This is a genomic window from Cellulophaga sp. BC115SP (assembly GCF_009905545.1).
In the GTDB taxonomy this organism is placed as follows: domain Bacteria; phylum Bacteroidota; class Bacteroidia; order Cytophagales; family Spirosomataceae; genus Flectobacillus; species Flectobacillus rivi.
The window spans coordinates 46,297-66,921 of record NZ_JAAALB010000032.1; the positions used below are offsets into that span (position 1 = coordinate 46,297).

At 35.8% G+C, this 20,625-nt stretch carries 16 protein-coding genes; 5 read left to right on the forward strand and 11 right to left on the reverse strand.

Annotation, left to right across the window (positions count from 1 at the left end):
• Window positions 1-5 precede the first annotated feature (5 nt).
• Both GVN22_RS19400 and GVN22_RS19405 read right to left on the reverse strand, forming a co-directional pair.
• Window positions 6-3,197, reverse strand: coding sequence for a SusC/RagA family TonB-linked outer membrane protein (locus GVN22_RS19400; RefSeq protein ID WP_166552667.1), 3,192 nt, complete (start codon window positions 3,195-3,197; stop codon window positions 6-8).
• Between the two features lie 373 nt (window positions 3,198-3,570).
• Window positions 3,571-4,377: a patatin-like phospholipase family protein gene (locus GVN22_RS19405; protein ID WP_205690968.1), complete on the reverse strand. Its 807-nt coding sequence runs from the start codon at window positions 4,375-4,377 to the stop codon at window positions 3,571-3,573.
• 176 nt (window positions 4,378-4,553) lie between these two features.
• Between GVN22_RS19405 and GVN22_RS19410 the strand changes: the two genes are divergently transcribed.
• The 3 genes from GVN22_RS19410 to GVN22_RS19420 all read left to right on the forward strand — a co-directional run bounded on the left by GVN22_RS19410 (window position 4,554) and on the right by GVN22_RS19420 (window position 7,605).
• Window positions 4,554-5,393, forward strand: a complete 840-nt coding sequence (locus GVN22_RS19410; protein WP_166552668.1) for an MBL fold metallo-hydrolase — start codon at window positions 4,554-4,556, stop codon at window positions 5,391-5,393.
• A 384-nt stretch (window positions 5,394-5,777) separates the two neighbouring features.
• Window positions 5,778-6,218 (forward strand): response regulator, encoded by a 441-nt coding sequence (locus tag GVN22_RS19415; protein ID WP_166552669.1) that lies wholly within the window; start codon window positions 5,778-5,780, stop codon window positions 6,216-6,218.
• 379 nt (window positions 6,219-6,597) lie between these two features.
• Window positions 6,598-7,605, forward strand: a complete 1,008-nt coding sequence (locus GVN22_RS19420; RefSeq protein ID WP_166552670.1) for a sensor histidine kinase — start codon at window positions 6,598-6,600, stop codon at window positions 7,603-7,605.
• 227 nt (window positions 7,606-7,832) lie between these two features.
• Here GVN22_RS19420 and GVN22_RS19425 read toward each other — a convergent pair whose 3' ends face one another.
• Together GVN22_RS19425 and GVN22_RS19430 are read right to left on the reverse strand one after the other, a co-directional pair.
• Window positions 7,833-8,258, reverse strand: coding sequence for a response regulator (locus tag GVN22_RS19425; RefSeq protein ID WP_240915711.1), 426 nt, complete (start codon window positions 8,256-8,258; stop codon window positions 7,833-7,835).
• A gap of 342 nt (window positions 8,259-8,600) precedes the next feature.
• The gene (locus GVN22_RS19430) at window positions 8,601-11,333 is read right to left on the reverse strand and encodes a PAS domain-containing protein (RefSeq protein ID WP_166552671.1); all 2,733 of its coding nucleotides are present in this window, start codon (window positions 11,331-11,333) and stop codon (window positions 8,601-8,603) included.
• Between the two features lie 1,024 nt (window positions 11,334-12,357).
• Here GVN22_RS19430 and GVN22_RS19435 point away from each other — a divergent pair.
• Complete coding sequence (locus GVN22_RS19435; protein WP_166552672.1) at window positions 12,358-13,122, forward strand: tyrosine-protein phosphatase; 765 nt, start codon at window positions 12,358-12,360, stop codon at window positions 13,120-13,122.
• 46 nt (window positions 13,123-13,168) lie between these two features.
• Window positions 13,169-13,522 carry a LytTR family DNA-binding domain-containing protein gene (locus GVN22_RS19440; protein ID WP_166552673.1) on the forward strand — a complete coding sequence of 118 codons (354 nt, stop codon included), beginning with the start codon at window positions 13,169-13,171 and terminating at the stop codon, window positions 13,520-13,522.
• A 90-nt stretch (window positions 13,523-13,612) separates the two neighbouring features.
• Here GVN22_RS19440 and GVN22_RS19445 read toward each other — a convergent pair whose 3' ends face one another.
• The 7 genes from GVN22_RS19445 to GVN22_RS19475 form a co-directional block, all read right to left on the reverse strand.
• The gene (locus GVN22_RS19445; protein ID WP_205690969.1) at window positions 13,613-14,683 is read right to left on the reverse strand and encodes a mannose-1-phosphate guanylyltransferase; all 1,071 of its coding nucleotides are present in this window, start codon (window positions 14,681-14,683) and stop codon (window positions 13,613-13,615) included.
• A 51-nt stretch (window positions 14,684-14,734) separates the two neighbouring features.
• Window positions 14,735-16,111, reverse strand: a complete 1,377-nt coding sequence (locus GVN22_RS19450; protein WP_166552674.1) for an undecaprenyl-phosphate glucose phosphotransferase — start codon at window positions 16,109-16,111, stop codon at window positions 14,735-14,737.
• A gap of 46 nt (window positions 16,112-16,157) precedes the next feature.
• Window positions 16,158-17,744: a hypothetical protein gene (locus tag GVN22_RS19455; protein ID WP_166552675.1), complete on the reverse strand. Its 1,587-nt coding sequence runs from the start codon at window positions 17,742-17,744 to the stop codon at window positions 16,158-16,160.
• Between the two features lie 28 nt (window positions 17,745-17,772).
• Window positions 17,773-18,450 carry a hypothetical protein gene (locus GVN22_RS19460; protein ID WP_166552676.1) on the reverse strand — a complete coding sequence of 226 codons (678 nt, stop codon included), beginning with the start codon at window positions 18,448-18,450 and terminating at the stop codon, window positions 17,773-17,775.
• Window positions 18,451-18,929: 479 nt separating this feature from the next.
• Window positions 18,930-19,778: a dTDP-4-dehydrorhamnose reductase gene (gene rfbD, locus GVN22_RS19465; RefSeq protein WP_166552677.1), complete on the reverse strand. Its 849-nt coding sequence runs from the start codon at window positions 19,776-19,778 to the stop codon at window positions 18,930-18,932.
• 16 nt (window positions 19,779-19,794) lie between these two features.
• Window positions 19,795-20,340 carry a dTDP-4-dehydrorhamnose 3,5-epimerase gene (gene rfbC, locus GVN22_RS19470; RefSeq protein ID WP_166552678.1) on the reverse strand — a complete coding sequence of 182 codons (546 nt, stop codon included), beginning with the start codon at window positions 20,338-20,340 and terminating at the stop codon, window positions 19,795-19,797.
• A 33-nt stretch (window positions 20,341-20,373) separates the two neighbouring features.
• Window positions 20,374-20,625, reverse strand: a 252-nt coding sequence (locus GVN22_RS19475; protein ID WP_240915712.1) for a UDP-glucose/GDP-mannose dehydrogenase family protein, incomplete at its 5' end; no start/stop codon positions are given.

Genomic DNA, 20,625 nt, shown 5'->3' on the forward strand with positions numbered 1-20,625 from the left:
GAATATTAGAACGATAACTTGAGAGAGCCACCGATTCTGCGTGCACTTGGTCCTGTCAAGAAGTCAAAACCAAGACCATTACCTACTCCTAAACCAAGGTTGTCTGTATCCAAATTCAACCCAGTTGGAATATGAAGGGCTTTGTACCAAAGGTTATTACCCGTTACCGACAAGCTTGCGCCCTTGATACCAAAACGATTTAGGAAATTCTTAGGTAGGCTATATGAAAGTGCTACTTCTTGCAAACGAATCGTAGAGCCATCGTACATACGACCTTCGTCACCAAAGAAGAATACGTTGTTGAAGTACACATCAGAACCAGTAATTTGGATATTATTAGGCGTTCCGTCTGCTTTTACCCCTGGAAAAACAAAGGTTTGTGCGCGGTCATAACCTGTTTCTGGACCAGTTTCGATAGTCAGACCTCTACCCAACAAAGCTCCTGCCGTAGATGAGTATATAGCGCCTCCATGACGATACGATACCATGACGTTCAAAGAAAACTTCTTGTAATTGAAGGTATTAATCAAACTGGTTACAAAAGCAGGGTTAGGGTCACCCAAAATCACAGGAGTAGTTGTAGCCTGTAAGTTACCCGAAGCATCTATCAACAATCGTCCTTGTGCATCTCTACGGAAGCCCGTACCTTTAATAATGTTAAAAGGCTTTCCAACAATCGCATAGTTACCCAACGATGAACCAAAACCTGAAATTTGTACCTCTTGAATAGTCCCTCCCAAATCCAATACTTCAGGCGTATTTCTTGAAAAATTGAAAGTTGCATCCCAACTGAAATCTCCTTTAGTAAATGGTGTTCCAGACAAACTCAACTCAATACCTTGGTTACGAATTTTACCTACGTTGATGGTTGTACTGGTATAACCTGTGGCAGCATCCAATGGTGCTGAAGTAATCAGGTTGCGGGTATCACGACGATAAACCGTCAAGTCGAAGCTTAGCTTGTTATTGAACAATTTACCTTCTAAACCGAATTCTGTTTCAGTATGAAGCTCTGGTTTTAGGTTAGGATTACCTAAAGTATTATCTACCGAGTGGGTCTGAATTGGTCCTGTTGTAAACCAGCCTCTGGCATTTTGATTTAGGATGTTACGTGTTTGGTAAGGATTAGGAAAACCTGCTGAAGTACCAATACCCGCACGCACTTTTAAGAAATTGACTGTATTACTGGCAAGACCTTCAAAAGCAGTCGTTGGTACAAAAGACAAACTGGCAGATGGATAGAAAATCTGTCTATTTTCTTTTTCTACAGTCGATGTCCAATCGTTACGACCTGCCAAGTTTAAGAACAAATAGTTGTTATAATCGGCTGTTATTTCACCAAATACCCCCAAACGAGTTTGCTCACTAGTGAAGTTACTCGCCACGTTATCAATAAAGTTTGAGTGACGGAATAAATTACGTGCCAACTGATTTTGGGAGGTAATGTTGTATTGTGAAAAACGGTCATTACGCATGTTTCCACCTATTTTACCCGACATAGTCAATTTATCTGACAATGTCTTGTTGTATGACAAAATCAAAGAGTTATCCCAAATGGTATTCTTAAAATTTAGGGTATTATACAAACCATTCACAAAAGACACTCCCCCTTTGTTCAACATATATTCTTGTTGCTCGTCATAAGTATCCAAGCCTATTTTATATAACAAGAGTAAATCTTTCGCTAAATCATAGTTGAAAGTAGTAGCTGAGAAAAAGCGGTTTACTACGCCTGTGGTTTTATAATTTGCTAAAATCCAACGTGGATTGGGAATATCATTACCACTTCTGAAGTACACCGAGCTTCCGTCGACTGGACTTTCGTAAGGCCAGCCCATCAAATCTACTTGGCGTGGCGTAAACAAAACGTTTGCCAATACAGAAGGGAAATCGTTGGCATTGTTACCTTGTCCAGCACTCAACGGTGGTGCATATTGGTCGGTATTAGCAAAATTAAATGACGTAGTGGCTGAAAGCTTTTTAGTTAGTTGAGCATTCAAACCCAAACCAATATTTAATCTTTTCAGCCCGTTTTCAGGAATAAAACCTTGTTCTGCATTATATCCTGCCGACATGTTGTAACTCACTTTTTCGCCTCCTCCTGAAATATTCAGGGAAGTATTCGAAATAAGCCCTGTTCTGAAAAAGTCGCTTACGTTATTGGGAAAAATTTCCATTTTGTAAGGACTCACCGACGCCACATAATCAGCCATTGCAGCACGAGTTGTGGTATTAGTAAAAAACGCATAAGGATGGGTTGTCAAGGCAGTATTAGTATTTTGAGAAGGATACAAATACGATTCAGCCAAGGATGGTCCCCAGTTACTAAAGAAATAACCTAAATTTTGTTGAAAGCCACCAACATAGGTATTTTGGTAACGAGGTAAATGAGCCGTGTTGGTAAACAAAGATTGCGTTACCGAAAACTCTGTTTTGCGGGCTTTTTTAGTACCATTTTTAGTCGTAATCAAAATTACGCCATTTCGTCCTTGGTCACCATACGTAACCGTTGCGGCTAAGCCTTTCAATACGGTTACATTTTCAACATTGTTAGGGTCAATATCCAAGAAACGGCTCGAAGAAGATTGTCCACCACCAGTAAAGCCTCCACGAGTGTTAGTATTGGAGTTAAATGGAACACCATCTACCACAAACAAAGGTTGTACCGAACCCGTAATAGAAGAGTATCCACGAATTGTGATGTTGGTTCCTGTACCCGATACCCCTGAAGTTGAGGTGATATTTACCCCAGGAATTTTTCCTTGTAAAACCCGACCAACATCTGCTTGAGGTCTGTCTTCCATCACTTTCTTGTCGAGCGTGGTGATAGAATAGCCCAAGGCACGTTTTTCGCGCACGATTCCTTGTGCTGTAACTACTACCTCCGAAAGTTGTTTGGTATCACTTCCCAACTGAACATTAATAGTTGTTTGTGTTCCAACGGGAACTTCTTTGGTTTCAAAACCCACAAAAGAAAAACGTAAAACGGCATTAGCGCCACTAACAGGAAGAGAGTAATTGCCCGAAGCATCAGTTTGAGCACCTTTGGTAGTGCCGACCAGTGTAATAGATACTCCTGGTAAACTCGTTCCGTCTTCGGCAGACGTCACCTTTCCCACCACCTTACGTTCTTGCGCTTGTAAAAACGCACAGGACAATAAGGTAGCGAGAAAAGTCAAGAGGAGACTTTTCTTCATAAATTGTAGTATTTAGTAAAGGTTAAAAATTTGTATTGCAGACTCAAATTAGTAATTTTTCTATAATACCCCAATTTATCTAACAAAATTTTTTATTTATTATTAATGAAAAAAAAGTCATTTTTATTGAAAATATAACATTTCACAGTATTTTATTAGGTATAAATAATGATATACACAATTTACAAATACAAAAATCGGCAATATAATATCTACAATTTAAGTATTTTCATCTACACAAAATATCATTTTATCGCAAACCTAATAAGGAGAAAGCGTCATTTTTCAGAAATACGAGAAAATTCCTTCCCCGTAAACTTTACTGCATACCAATTCTTTTAAATAATTGAATTTTTCCAAGAATACTCAAGTATTAGATTTTCGCATTAAAGTCTATATTTTTAGCAAAGTCATAACCCGCTTTAAAAATCTCTTTCGCTTTTCTCACGTCCTGAGGTTCAAAATTTACAAGAGCAGGCGGTTCTATCAGTAAATTACACTGTGCAAGACGAGGTTTGGAGTTATTATTAATGGCTAAATAAAGACTTTTTTGAAGTACACTTGGTATTGATTTGATATTCGGATTTTTACCAAAAGGATTACAGTGACTTCCAATGATAAAATCACAACGTGATTGAAGCGGCTCAATAGGCATATTATTCAACACCCCTCCATCAACAAGTACTCGCCCATCAAACGTTACAGGTTCGAACAAGCCAGGAATACTACAAGATGCCAAGACTGGCTTGATGAGTTCTCCAGAAGAATAAAATACACTTTCTCCCTGCATAATGTCTGTGGCGTTCACAAACAATGGAAGTTTAAGATTTTCGAACGAATTGTGTGGAAGATATTTGAGGTATATCTCCTCTGCTTTTTGCATACGCAACAAACCCAATCGGCTAAATGCAGGACGAAAAGCCTTGAGGGTATTGGAGGAAACCACTATTTCAAAAATATGATCAGGAGAATACCCTGCGGCAAACATTACTCCAGCAATAGAACCTGCGCTGCATCCTGAAATGCAATCAATAGGGATTTTTTGCTCAACTAATGCTTTGAGTACACCCAAATGAGCAATACCCCTTGCTCCTCCTCCAGATAAAACTAAACCAATTTTTTTCATATAGACGTTATCTGTATATCCGTTATTTGTGTATTTGTTATCTGTTAATTTCATTTCACTATCCTCTTCCTCCCAATACCTTCACCCCTATCCCCTCACACCTATCTCCTTTTCACTATCCCCTAACCCCTATGCCCTCATCCCTATTCCCTTTTTCCCTATTCCATCTATAATTTACTCAACTTCTCTTATCTTGCAAATGTTTAACAAGACAAAACACAAGAACAGTTATGAATCTTTACAGTATCGATGCTGGCAACTTCAAATTAGATGGAGGTGCAATGTTTGGTGTTGTTCCAAAAACTTTCTGGAACAAATGGTCACCTGCCGACGAAAATAATCTTTGTACATGGAAGATGCGATGTCTACTTATCGAGCAAGGAAATCAACTTATATTGGTTGACACAGGTATGGGCGATAAACAGGATGCTAAATGGCAATCGTATTATTATCGACATGGCGAATCAGACTTAATCGGTTCTATTCGGAAGGCAGGATTTTCGGAAAGCGACATCACTGATGTAATCTTAAGTCATTTGCATTTTGACCATTGTGGAGGCGCTGTACAATGGAATAAAGCCCAAACAGGCTTCGAAAGCACATTTTCGAATGCTAAATATTGGACACATTCGAAGCACCTAGATTGGGCACTAAACCCCAATATGCGTGAAAAAGCGACTTTTTTCAAAGACAATATTTTACCGATACAAGAAGCAGGACAGCTTTATTGTATCGATAAAGACCAATCTTCATTTGAGAACATAGAGTTTTTATTGGCTGATGGTCATACCGAAAAAATGTTGATGCCCAAAATAAATTACCAAGGACAAACTGTTTTGTTTGTGGCGGATACGATTCCTTCGGCAGGGCATATTCCTGTACCTTATGTGATGGGCTATGATATCCGTCCGCTCCAGACGATGGAAGAAAAGACAAGTATTCTTTCGAAAGCCGCTGAGGAAAAATGGGTGCTCTTCTTTGACCATGACCCCAATCATGACTGCGCAAGAGTCGTTTCAACAGAAAAAGGATTCAAAATTGAACATACATTTCCGTTGACTGAACTATAATAATAATTAGTCATAGGCTGATGAGAATTTACAGACAACTCAACCGCATTTATCTGCTAGTGAATAAGTATTTCTTGTCAGCCAACCGTTATTCTTGCCCAATTCACGAAAAATTATATTGCATTAACACTTTGGCAAGGTTTTAGTATTACCATTTACTCAGTTAGCAAAACAATCTGTATATAACCACTAAAATTTTTCTGGTTTATTGTAAATAATTAATATCTTTATGTGGTTTTCAGCCATACCCATAAAATCATTGATATTAAATTTCTTACGAAAAGTCCGCCCAACAAAAATCTTCGTATATAAGGCACAATGTGATTGCTAACACCTTTTAATTTGTTACAAGAGCGCTTCAGCCTCATATACCACTGTCAAATTATGATTACCAACATGTTGAAGAAAGTTTTACTTGTAGACGATGACTCTGTCACTTTATCACTTTGTGATATGGTCATAAAACGCTTTACCTTTGCCGAAGAGGTCGATAAAGCGCAAAATGGGCAGGAAGCAATCGATTATTTCAACGATATTGTAGATGATTCTAACAATACGAATATTAGTGTGCCTGCAATCATTTTCTTAGATTTGAATATGCCTGTTATGAATGGTTGGGATTTTCTAGATGAATTTATCCGTAAAGGATTTAATAAACTTTTTCCAGAAACTCGCATCATTGTTCTTTCATCGAGTATCGATCCAAGAGATATACAGAGAGCCAGCAATTACGACATCATTATCGAATTTATCAGCAAGCCCCTTACCTTGAAGGTTATTAAAGAGATCAAACAGCACTCTGCGCTAGTTCCACATTTCTCTTAAATATTACAAAACCAAGATAGCCGACTTGCTATGATACTTCACTATACCACAGATTGTTAAGCAGTCCAATGTAACCAAAGTGTCGTTAACTGAAGTATTTTGTAGATTTTTTTTGATTTTATTTCCTTCTCGAAGGATTCGGATATTTCAATACTTATTCTATTTTTGTAACCGAGTGCAATGTAATTATGACATTTCACTCGGTTTTTTATCTCTAACCAAAGAATTCACTCTTGGTTTCCAAACCCAGAGTTGATTTATGCTATTTTGTTATGAGTCGTAGAAGCAATTCTATTGACGAGTTTCTGGTGCAATGATACCGCATTTTATCAAACCCATTAAGAAACGCTCTTAGTTACAACTAATTGATTCGATGAAAATGAACCGCCTTTACTGGTCTGCTCAAATTTTTGGGTGGCTAGGTTTTAGTGTATGTATGCTCTTGGCTATTCTCCAATCGCCACTTACGATTTGGGAATGGATGATGCTTGTCATACCTTTTAATATTATTGGGCATGCTATTGGCTATGCACTGTATAGCATTCTTGCCAAATTTCAATTCAGCTTACATTTGCTCAATCGCAATATCAAGTATAGTTTTGGCTTTCTGCTTGCTTCTGCTCTACTATTTTCGCTTGCCTACAAAGGATGTATAACACTTATTCATCCTTCCTTTGATAGCATTACTTGGATCCAAACATCAGTTATTGGTCTATTAGGCACAGGTATTTGGCTTTCTTTATACTTTTCTATTCGTACAGTAAAACAGTTTTACGTGGATCTACGTACAGAAGCAACTGTTCAAAATCTCATCCGAAGCACCGAGTTAGATAGCCTGAAAAGTCAATTGAATCCCCATTTTTTATTCAATTCCTTAAACTCTATCAAAGCTTTAGTTAGAATAGACCCTCCCTTAGCTCAAAAATCCATTATTCAATTATCGGATATTCTCAGAAAATCGCTAACTATCAGCGAAACGCCAATGATACAGCTCATGGATGAGCTACTGATGATGCAACAATATCTTGATTTAGAGAAAATTAGATTTGATAAAAGACTTACCTATCATTTCAAGCTCGAAAATCAATCCTTGAATTTTCGTATTCCTTCTATGTCCTTATATCTGCTTGTAGAGAATGCCATTAAGCATGGAGTAAGTAAATTGAGAAAAGGCGGTGAGCTTTTTATTCACACCCGAAGCGAAGAAACTCATTTGTATATTATCGTCAGAAATACGGGAGTTCTTGAAAAGAAGGATAATTTTTATGGAACAAGCCTAAAAAATCTTGAAAGAAGGCTCAATCACATGTATAATGGCAAAGCGAAATTACTTTTTAGCGAACAAGAAGGTATGGTTATAGCTACCTTGTGTATTCCGATTGAGTAGGACAATTTCAGATTTATGATTTGGAATTTCGAACAAAAAGAAAATTTCAAGTCTTCAGTATAACACATCTGCTATGGTATTCAATTAGAGACAATGTAAAATAAAATTGTATTATTACTCTTTTGGTAAAAGCCATAGGCACTAAGCAAAAATGCATTAATAATTTCGCAAGAAGCTTTGATTCTTTTTGCGTACAGCATAAAGCCTAATGCCTATCGCGGGCAAACTTAATTAAAGTATTTCTTCAATTGGCTGCTTTTTTTGAGCTCATTCAAAATCTCCATGGTGAGAGGTTTGCTAATAAACTCAAGTACAATCTTATACTTTCCAGCCTTTACAAAGTCTTCTGGGTCGATAGTCGAAGAAAGGATACACACCTTAGTTTCGGGATATTGCGCAGCGAATTTTTGAAGATAAGCTTTCAAAAAATCCCATCCATCCATTACGGGCATATTCAAATCCAAAAAAATCAGTGTAGGAACAATTCCGTCTGGAGATGTACCATCTTCTAGTGCATAAAATATGTCTAGTGCTTCTCTTCCATTCTTTACTGTCTGAACCTTCTTCGAAAAGCCACTATTCTTGATGGCAAACTCACAAAGTGAGAGTGCTATCAAATCGTCATCTACAACGAGTACACTTTCAATCATCATTTTAAATTATAAATTTACGAACCTCAAATAATTAAGTTAGGGTAAAATGAAGGTCTTTACAGCGCAAAATAAGTACAACCACCAATGAGTTTTTTCAATTATACTTATTTGTGAAATATTCCTGTTACATCTACATCAATAAAACCTAACTTTTATTCTGAATTACTAATTAACTAATACTATTTTAGACTTTCATACAAAATCGTATAAGCGAAGGATTTTCGTGTATAAACCAGATTTTCATTTATCTCAAAATCACAGCTAAGAGTTCTGTACTTTTGTTTGTCTTATTTAATCAATCAACCATAAAAAATGGCAATTCTTTTTCAAGGCTAATATCAATTAATTTTTCTTGAAAGAAACAATAAACGTAGTCCCAACTCCCTCTTCACTTTGTACGTCGATCATTCCTCCTAAAGCTCTTATCTGCGAATTAATGATGTATAGCCCTAAACCTTTACTGTCTGGGTGATGATGAAATCGTTGATACAAACCAAAGATTTTATCGCCATGGCGCTGTAAATTGATACCTATTCCGTTGTCAGCAAAATAAAGTTTTAAAAAGCCTTTTGTTTCTTTAGTAAAGATTCTTAGCTCAAGATTACGATCAGGCGATTGGTATTTAAAAGCATTCGTAATCAAATTTTGGTAAACGGATTCCAGATAAGTAGCATTAAAATAGATTTCTTTTCCACCTGAAAAATCCATTGTGATCGTTACTTCTTTATCTTGACGCAAATAAGTCAATCTTTCTAACGATTTATGAAGCTCATTTTCTAAATCTAAAGATTGTTGCTCAATATTAACATTATTTTTGATAACTAATATGTCCAATAAATCATTTACCGTATGATTTAAGGCATGAGTTGACTCTTTAAATTTTTCAAGTAAAAATAAAGTCATTTCATCCTTGACATTATTAGGATTAATGAGGTCTAATATTGCCAAAAGGTTAGACAACGGTGCTCGCAAGTTGTGTGACGTAATATAGGAAAACTGCTTTAGGTCATTATTACTTTCTCGCAACTCTTTAATGAGCATTTCACGTTCATCTTCGCTTGTTTTTCTGCGAGTAATGTCTCTACCCGAAATAAAAATCAAATCTTCTGCTGGAATTTGAGTCACTGTGCAATTAATCCACTTAATACTATTATCCACCGCCACACAGCGTAGTTCAAACGGCGAACTGACCCTATCATTACGTAATTCATCTAGGGCGTTTTGCAAAATCGGCCAATCTTCTTGATAAATAAATCGATGAATCGGTTTGGTCGTCAAAGTATGCTCATCGTAACCCAATACCTTCTTGAAACCATTATTGACCTGCGTCATAAATCCACGAGGATTGGCCATACCCATCAAATCTCGACTAAATTTGAAGATATACTGAAGTTGCTCTTCGGAGTTACGTCTGCGGATTTCGTAGCCCAATTGGCGACATATACTTTCGACTAAATTGATTAACGCAACATCTTTCCGACTAAACTTGTCACTAAAAAAAACCACCCAAGCCACATAATTATCTTTATAACTAATGGGCACCGAAAACGCAGAACGCAATCCAAGTTCTTTGGCCAGTTGTTTTCGTTGAAACAACTCTTCTGTATTCAAATCTTCAATCCAATACGTTTTCTGATGCTTAGATTTGCGTCTAAACACCGTTTGTTCGATAGGGATAGAAGTAAATGCAACTGGGGTAGCAAAAGTTTGTAAATCAACAGGAGCATTGGTATCAAAATCATGAGTTATCATTTTGATACTATCGCATGAAGAATCAGTAAGCCAAATTTCACCGTATTGCCACTGAATATATTCTCTTACATATTTGAGAATGGCGTTGAGTCCATCCAATAAATGAGATTCTTGTCGAAGTTTTTCTACCACCTCCAACACAAACGTACGCTCATTTCGAGCCCGCAACTGCTCTGTAATATCAATAACCATCACTTTGGTTGCCATTACATTGGTCAACTGAATATCCGTTGCGGTAACCTCCACGTCTATGATTTCACCATTTTTTTTCAGGTGTCTTACCTGCCAATGTCTAACAGGATTGGATGACACAATATCTTTCGGAAGATTTTTGAGTTGCACCAAATCTTGAGCAGGTCGAATATCCCTTAAAGTCATTTGTAGAAACTCATCTCGAGTATAACCGTACTTCTGAATAGCAGCAGTATTTACCTCCAAAAAAGCGTAACTATCATTATCATAAATCCACATGGGATAAGGATTATGAAAAAAGTATGCTCCTAGTTGGTGATCAAGAAATTGGATTTGCCCCTCCTTTTTCTTTCTGTCATTTATATCAATAATCGCACCAATGATGCGAAAAGGTCTTCCAAACGAATCATTTAATATATAACCCCTCTCGTTGACCCAAGTATAACAACCATCTGATTTACGAAAACGATATTCAACCTCCCAATAGCGTTTGGTATTATCAGCCAATGATTTTTGAATCGTACTAACTACCCTTTGAGAATCGTCTGGATGCAGTTTTGATTCCCAAAAATCAAATTCTTTATTATATTCATCATTGTTGTATCCTAAAGATTCATAAAATTGCTTCCCAGAGCGTTTGACTTGGTGATGAATCAAATCAATATCCCACACAGCACCAAGGGCAAGACCATCGCCCAAAAACTCTCTATTTTCAAAATAGCCTCCTGTAGATTCAACAAGAGAAAAGCAATCTTTAATAACCTTCTCAACAGCCTGCTCGTCATAGTCACCCTTTATCAAATAATGCTTGGCACCATTGATAAGCGCTAGTAGCGTAGTTTCTGGCGCAGCCACTTCACAAAGAGCCACAATGGATAATTTGTGATCGACCCAGTCCATAATTTGCAAGAAAAATTCTGTATCCTGATGGTTTTTTAAGTTTAAATCAACGAACAACAGATCAAACTTCATTTCACCGAGCAAAAAGTCCTTGGTTTTAGCAACAGTTTTAGCATGTACAATATGCTCCGTCAGGACACCAGAATTCTGAATACAATCCAATAAAAGATTATACTCCTCGTCATGATCCTCGACAATTAGAATATTTAATTTTTTAGCAAGTAAACTCATGGTAATCAGTGGTTATCCCCTATCTCTTCATCGAAAGTTAAAGATACACATCTGAGAAAAAAAATTGGAAGAATATTCGTCAATTAGTCGATAACACGACACAGTACGACGATTTTGCAAGAAGTTAGGAGTTCTATTAATAGTGATTATGGTTTTCAATCATATGAGATTTCTCAAAATAAAAACGAGCTATTAAACATGAAGGAAGCCTTGATGTTTATTAGCTCGTTTGCGTGCTATATGAAATACTGACGAAGGCGGCGTTTATTAAATACTAAGGAACGTTTACGTCAAAATTTCATTTCATACTTCACCATCACTCCCGATTGGCTTTCTGAAATTTTCTTCACTATCTAGAGCGGCGAGATGTAAACAAATCGCTTGTCTCTATAATCGCTTCAATACATGAAGAAGCAACAATAGCTGAAAGTAAAACAATTACTGTGGTCATTTTATTTAGTGATTATTTAAAATATTATTTAGTGATTATTTACTTGGTTATCTATAAATCTAGCAAGAATCTCTTTGAATTAAATTGTACAAGTATTTCATACAATATTACAAAAAAATATTTATTTGATAATGATGATATTTAGTCTACCATTAGTTATTTGATATTTGCAATATTTCTTATGCTATCGAAGAATATTCACTATAACATTGGTAATCATGAGGATAAATGTGTAAAAAAATACTTGTAAGCCCTATAGTTAGGATAATTTTATCGACTCAAAACCATATTTCATCTCTAATTTAAAATTCTCCTTTAACTTTTATAAAAACGTATCAACACATATTATTCGTCAGTAAGCTCCTAAATTCTAATTAGCTTCTAATATTTTACTTTAGTGCCCAAAATGATATTTTGCTAATTTTACAGTTTTATAGGCACGTGTAAATAATTATCATCAATAATTATAGCTCAATTAGCTATAGGTAGGAGATTTCTATTCTGTTTGCTTTATCTTTGATTACCATACAGACGATTATTATACTAAGTAAACTTTTTCTTTTAATTAAATTTATGTTCTCTTTTTTCAAATCGCAACAAAGTAAACAAAACCGAATTATCGAATTCCTCTCTAATCAGGTGGTTGTTGATATTCACTCTCATCTTTTGCCTGGTATTGATGATGGTTCTCCCGATATTGAAACTAGTTTATTTTTGATAGAAGAACTTCAAAATATTGGATTTAAAAAGCTCATTACAACGCCTCATATTCGGATGGAAGTGTATCCCAATACCCCAACTATTATTCGAGAAAAATTGGCTGATGTAAAAAAAGCAGCACTTCAGAAAGGCTTGAATATTGAATTATATGCTTCTTCAGAATACTACATTGATGATAATTTTACGGAATTACTTCAAAGAGAAGACATTATAGCATTTCCTCAACCTCGATTTATCTTGGCTGAATACCCTATGATTGCGCCTTTAATGAACTTCGAACAAAGGGTTTTTGAGATGACAAAAAGAGGCTATACACCCATGATTGCTCATCCAGAACGATATAGATATTGGCATAAAACGCCTGAAGCATTTGAACGATTAAAAGATTTGGGATGTCTACTGCAATTGAACATACTTTCAATCGAAGGATATTATGGTCCAGATATTAAAGACTGTGCCAAATATCTACTTAAAAATAAGTTGTATGATTTAATCGGTACAGATTTACATCATGAGCGCCATTTAGGTAGATTGAAAAAACTTGGAGAATTAAATAAGGAAATGCAAATTTTGGAAAACTACAACTTTAAAAACAAACAATTATTTATGGATTTCTAGTCTACTCTAGAATACCCAGCTCTACCTCATTAACACCTAATATTATATGACTAAAAATTGTTACCCATACTTACTAGATCCTTGCCCTCCTGAGTTTAAAGATCGACCGCGTTATGATGTAACTATTCCATTCGAAAACATCATTTATATTCAGGCAAATATTAATTATTCAATCATTAAACAAATTGAGCGTCCTCCTGAAATTTTCTCAATTACTTTAAAGGAATTATTACCCAGACTTGTAGCCAAGTCTAATCAATTTATTAGAGTTCATAAAGCCTTTATTATTAATCTAGAATTTGTGATCTCTTACAATAAAACCTCTTTGGTACTATCTGATGGTACCATTGTACCAATTGCAAAACGTCGTTGGAAAGAAGTATTTCAAAGGTTATTATAGAATAAAAAGGGCGATAGAAATATAAATCTATCGCCCTTCTTTATGCAAAATTAATATTGTAATAGTTTTACTAGCCCTCCTTAAAGATACCTATATAAAGCAGCTATCTTTTTCTCCTGCATCTGCTACAAAGTCCTTTACTTTTTGTTCCTGATCTTTAGGACAAATCATCAGAACATTATCGTATTCAGCCACAATAAAGTTTTCTAAGCCTTTAATAACTACCAACTTGCCTTGAGGAGTTTTGATAATGCTATCTTTCACATCATAAAGCATAGTATTTCCATCTATTACATTACCTAAATCATCTTTTTCAGACACTTCATACAATGATTTCCATGTTCCCAAATCAGACCAACCTATATCTCCTAATACTACATGTACGTTGTCAGATTTTTCCATAATGGCATAATCTATCGAAATACTCTCACAACTTTGGTAGGCATTATGGACAAAATGCTCTTCTTGTTCTGTAAAATAGGCATCATTACCTGCCTCAAAAATTTCGTGTAAACGAGGAGAATGCTTTTGAAATGCCTGACAAATACTTCTAGCCGTCCAAATAAAAATCCCCGCATTCCAAACATACTCTCCGCTAGATAAAAACTCTTGTGCTAGCGCTAAATTAGGTTTTTCTCTAAAGGATTTCACCTTCTTTACTTCTCCTTCGTTTTGAGTATATTGAATATATCCATAACCCGTATCAGGGCGGGTTGGACTAATACCTAAGGTTACTAATACATCACCTTTTGCAGAAGCCTCAAGCGCTGTCAATATTTTAGACTCAAAGGCTTTTTCCTTGAGAATAATATGATCGGCTGGTGCAACCACTATATTGGCATCAGGATTTGCTTTGGCAATTTTGTAAGAAGCATAAGCTACACAAGGAGCAGTATTACGACGAATAGGTTCTGCCAATACTTGTTCTTTACGCAAAAATGGTAACTGTTCTAATACCAAATCTACATAATCTTCACTGGTTACTACATAGATATTATCTTGGGGACATACCTCTTCAAAACGGTCAGCAGTTTGTTGCAACAATGTCCTACCTGTACCAAGTACATCATGAAACTGTTTTGGATTAGAAATACGGCTGAAAGGCCAGAATCTTGTTCCTACTCCGCCAGCCATGATGATTACATAATTATTATTGGTCATACCTTAAAAATTTCAATATTTAAAATTAAGAGCATCCATTTATATTTATTACTAATAGGCGTTAGGCTCGCCCTTAATCATATTATAAGCCGTCATAAAAATGATTTTGATATCTAACCAAAAACTCCAGTTTTCGATATACCAAATATCAAAATGTACTCTTTTTCTCATTAAGTTAAAGTCCGTCGTTTCTCCTCGGTATCCATTAGCCTGCGCTAAGCCTGTAATGCCTGGTTTTACCCAGTGACGAACCAAATAATTATCGATTTTACCCATGGTCTCAATATTATGTTTTACGGCATGTGGTCGTGGACCAACCACCGACATATCACCCATAATAACATTTAAAAACTGAGGTAACTCATCAAAGTTTGACTTTCTCAAGAATCTTCCAATCTTTGTGATTCGTGGGTCATCTTGCCCTGCTTGCATAAACTTACCTGTCTTGTCCATATCAGGCGCGTCGACACGCATCGACCGAAACTTAAAACATTTGATGGGCTTACTCCCTCTTCCCCATCGTTCTTGAATAAAAAAGACAGGTCCTTTAGAGTTCAGTTTAATCAAAATAGCTAAAATGGGAAATAACCAAGAAAATATCAAGGTACAAACTAACAAACTAAACACGATATCAAAGCCTCTTTTTAGTACTCGCCAGTGTAAATAATCCAAAGGTTCATGACGAACCGTAACAATTGGAAATTTACCAAACATCTCCACACTGAATCGGCTTGAATTAAAGCGGAAATAGTCTGGGATAATACGTGTCCGTACGGCTAATTTATCATTAGTTTTGATAATAGTATCTAACTGTTCTTGGTCAAACTTCTCTAGGGTAATGATTACCTCATCGGCATCGGTCTCATGCAACACACGCTCCAAATCTTGCGGCGTTCCCTTATACATCCCATTAAGATGCACAGGCTTAAAGGTATCTACAAAACCTACAACTTTATAACCATATTGAGAGGAGTTATTGATCATTTCGTAAAAAGACATTCCTGTATCACTTGCTCCAACAATTACAACCTTCCGTACATTTTTTCCGTTGATTCTACGAAATTGAGCTATCTTTTTGGCTAAATATTTTTTAATTGTTAGGACAACTGTAGCAATTATAACAAAAAGTAAAACCACTTTACGCGCATGCATACGGTCGTCCAACATAAAGAATGATGTTACCAATACCATCATTTGCACCATAATATTTGGTAAAACCAACAAAAATTCATCAATAAACTTCACTGTACGGAAGTCATCATAAAGGTTAGTTGCTTTACTTGAAAAATACCAAGCTACCATTAAAAACACGACAATTCCTGCATCTAATTTATTGGGCTCACGTCCACTAATAGTTGCTGCCATCACAAATGACACTACAACAAAAAGTATGTCTGAAAATAATCGATAGTGCCCTAAACTTTTCATAATCTTACTAATTTACCTATGGAACCTAATGGTAATAATAATCACCTTATTTACAAAAACTTTTATCCTCTATTTTATAGGTTACATTGGCAGTATTCATGAGTTTATTATTTTCTTTATACGGCCAAGTAACTCCACCATCGGTACTAGCTCTAAAATCGTAACGACTATTCCTTAATACACGATAGGTGGTTGCCGTAGTAGATGATCTTGTCAGCGTTAATAAATCTCTCCAGCTATTAGCACCCACCGCACTTACTTGAATTCTGAATTGCGCTGGGAGTGCTGTAGGATCAACAGTCATTCCTGTTGGACAAACCACGTTGAATAATACTGATGTAACTACTGGCACTGCCAGTTTGCTCACATCTACCTCTAATGTTTTATCTTCACACAATCCAACAATGGCTGATGTTCCTAAAATTTGAGTTCGATCCCCTCCTGTATAATTATTCAAAGCTGTTACTCTCAACTGTACTTGTTGTACATCCATTGGAATATAAGTCACAGTAAACCTTGCCCCATCGTTGATATTCAAATAGTACTCACGAAAGACTTTCGAGGTTTGAGCATCTATAAGTTGGCAATAATAGGTCAAATCTACATTTTTCAATTGACTTTTAAAGGCAAAGGTAGGCCCTTTTCGACAGATAGTTCTTGGCCAACCCGCTATCCAATAGCCGAGTGTATTAACCTCAAATTTTACAAATAGGGCTCCTGTCTCTAGATTCTTTTCTACTTTATAATTTTGAAATAATTTCCACTGACCAGTATCTATATCATAGGATATAATAGGGATAATATCTCCAACAGCCAAGGATTTTCCAGTTTGTGGATTTTGAGTAATATTACTTAAATCCATGGAATAGAACAATGACTTAGATAATGTTTTAGCAGTTTGTCCTAATTCATTTGCCATTTCTAGATATACAAAACCTGCAATATTAGGTAAATCAAATGGATCAGAAAGAGCTTTTCCCTTATCATCAACAGCGTTTGTGGCAACTCCTCCTCCTGGTAAATAACCTCTTGCTCTATGGTCAAAATACTGTGCTACCAAGCTCCATGTACCTATGATGATATTTTGCCAAGCATCTTTTATGACTGTTTCAGCTTGTAAAGTTACCTGATTCTTGTTTGTCTTACCTGTAATTAATGAACTAAACGTTTGGTTGGTTTTAAAATTCAATTCATCCCACTGCGTTACAGTTACTCCTGTTGGCGCTTTGGTTATACTAAATAGCGGTATTGATAAACTTTTATTAGCTTGACTTGTATAAACTAAGCTCTTAACGACTTTAGTATATCCAGGCGCTTCCACAATTACTGAGAATTTAATTGGATTGTCAGTACTGGGTATAACCTCAGGATTCACAGCCACAATCATCACACCTTCTGGACTAACTTTAAATTTTTTAGTATTTAGATTTGTTACTACTAAGCTTGAATCAGGTCCTCCAAATCTAACAGTGAGTCCTTCTGGTAACACTCCATTCGTATTATATACACGAATATCTAATTTGGCTTTATCAATTGGCTCTTTAAATCTTAATGCAAAGCCCTCTAATGGATTCTCACATGCCCAACTTAAAACTAAACAAAATAGTAAGATATATAAATATGTATTACGCATAATTACCAAAGATTAAGGATTATTTTGACTAAAACTTCCATCCCAGACCAAGAGATATGTAGGGATAATATGAGTAATTGCGGAGATTATGTTCGATTTTGGGAATTTCCTCATCCAAGGTTGTTGTTTCCAAAAAACCATCGTAAGTAATATCAAGTTTCGGGCTACCCATATAGTAAGTTCCCATATCTATATTTAGCCATATTTTTTCTCGGTATAAATTAGCTAAATATCCAAATCCAAGATAAGGCATCCAAGTATTCCATTTTACTCCTCCTCTTATAGTTCCAAAATCATTTGCTTCAATATCAATACCTCCTAAGGATACCCCTGTTTCTGTACTTACCTCAAAACGATACGTTTGATCTACATTATAAGCCAAACCAGTACTTATATGCCACCGTTTTTGCTTAAAAGGGAAAAAATCTAGTAATAATTGAGCTACTTTTTTTTGTAGATTAGGTTTTAAGTCTATACTTTTCCCTTTATCCATACCAAATTGCTGTGGCTTTGCAAAAGCTACATGAGTATACGCTACCCTAAGTCGCCAAGAGTTCAAAGAACGAAAATATGGTTGGTAACTAATCTCAGCTCCTATACCAGTGGATGAAGCCAAAGCTCCCAAACGTAAACCCTGTACAGGATTTTGAGCATCAAGATTGAAAGAGAGCAAGAAAAGACAAAAAGTGAAAAATTTTGAAAACATAAGAACCCTTATTTAGATATTTCGCTTAAGCTGATGTTATTATTATATAAGCAACCGGTAAAATGAAATAATTGAAAAGAGAACTTAGTCTTAAATATTCAGAGTATGGAACATATGTTAATGTAATGAGCACACTCTTCATTGGGATTAGTGGCAGGATTGTTATTAAGTTGAAATGCTTGTGTGTTAGACAAAGCTTAAAACTTACGTTATTCAAATTTAGTCCTTTTCCATAAAAAATACAATTTTGTCTCTCGCCTTTTATCCGTATTGCAAGGTAGAATTTATTGAACGGTAATGGAAAGTCTTGCAGAAATGAGACAGATTCTATTTTTGATAAACTCACTCATAAAAAAAGGCTCATCCAATATGGATGAGCCTTGAAAATAAAACTATAATATCTAAATATAATCCAATTTCTGTGAGTGTCAAATTACAATTTATTGATTAATGTTTATAGCTCACAATACGATATTAAATTAAAGAACTGCTATACACTTCATCAGACTCTCTCTCCAATGCGGTATATTAACATTCAACTTCGCTTTAATTTTAGATTTATCCATAACCGAATATGCAGGACGGCTTGCCTTGGTCGGGTATTCAGAAGTCTTTAGTGGCTTTACATAAGTAGGTAAACCTGCTAGTTCAAAGATGGCTACCGCAAAATCATACCAAGATGTTACACCCTCATTGCTGTAATGATAAAGTCCATAAGCAGTACTTTGATTTTGGATGATGTGTATAATTACCTCAGCCAAATCAACTGCATAGGTAGGAGAACCCACTTGGTCAACAATTACACCTAGCTCCGAGCGCTCTTTGCCTAGACGGATCATCGTTTTGACAAAATTATTGGCAAACTCTGAATATAACCAGCTAGTTCTTAGGGTAAAGTATTTTTGAGTTGCCTCCTGAATGGCTATTTCACCCTCTAGTTTTGTCAAACCATAAATACCAACTGGATTTGCGATGTCCTCTTCTGTCAACAAGCCTGTCTGATTACCTTCAAAAACGAAATCGGTAGAAATATGTATCAGCGTAGCATCAAACTCAGCACTTAATACAGCCAAATTAGCAGCACCATCTTTATTGACTTTACGAGCAATTTCTACTTCATCTTCAGCCTTATCTACCGCAGTATAAGCTGCACAGTTGATTACATAACTTGGGGTATATTTTTGAAACAATGCCTTTAGAAGATCTAAATTAAGGATATTTCCCTCTTTTTCATCTAAGTAAATTAAGCCACTGATATTCTTTTGCTCTGCAACTTTCTGTATACATTGGCCTAATTGCCCAACGCCTCCAAATACAAGTATATTCATTTATCTATTATTTTCGTTAAAGACCCAGTTCTACTTTATAGGTTTCAAAGGTAGGCAAAATCAAGTCTTTTTCCGATACATTTGGGTCAGAAATTGGCCATTCAATATTCAGCGTAGGGTCATTCCAGATAATTCCACCTTCTGAGGCTTTATGGTATCCTGCCGTACATTTATAAGAAAATATACTATTCTCTAATGCTAAAAATCCATGAGCAAAACCTGTTGGGATATAAATCATTTTATTGGAGATGTCATCCAATTCATAGAATTCCCACTGACTAAATGTGGGAGAATCTGGGCGCAAATCGACAGCAATATCAAGTACTTTCCCACTAATAACTCTCACCAACTTGCCCTGTGCATATTCGCCTTTCTGGAAATGTAATCCTCTTAAAACACCTTTAGAAGAGAAACTCTGGTTATCCTGAACAAACTGGTAAGGTAGACCTTTTTCTTTCCATGTTATACTGTTAAACGACTCAAAGAATAGTCCTCTTGAATCTCCAAATACTGCGGGCTCTATGATGAGAACGTCAGTTAGTTTAGCTGTTGATACTTTCATATTAAATAGGTAATAAATTTCTTTTACCGCTCATCATTTTACTGCGTCTCTACCTATTGAATAATAAGTATAGCCTAGTTCTTTCATTTGGTCTAATTCATACAAGTTACGACCATCGAAGATTACTTTGTTTTTCAACAACACATCCATTACCTCAAACTCTGGGGTACGGAATTGTGGCCATTCTGTCATAATCAATACAGCATCTGCATCTTTGATTGCTTCATAAGGACCTTTTGTGTAGGTAATTTTGTCGCCAATAATACCCTTCACATTTTCCATTGC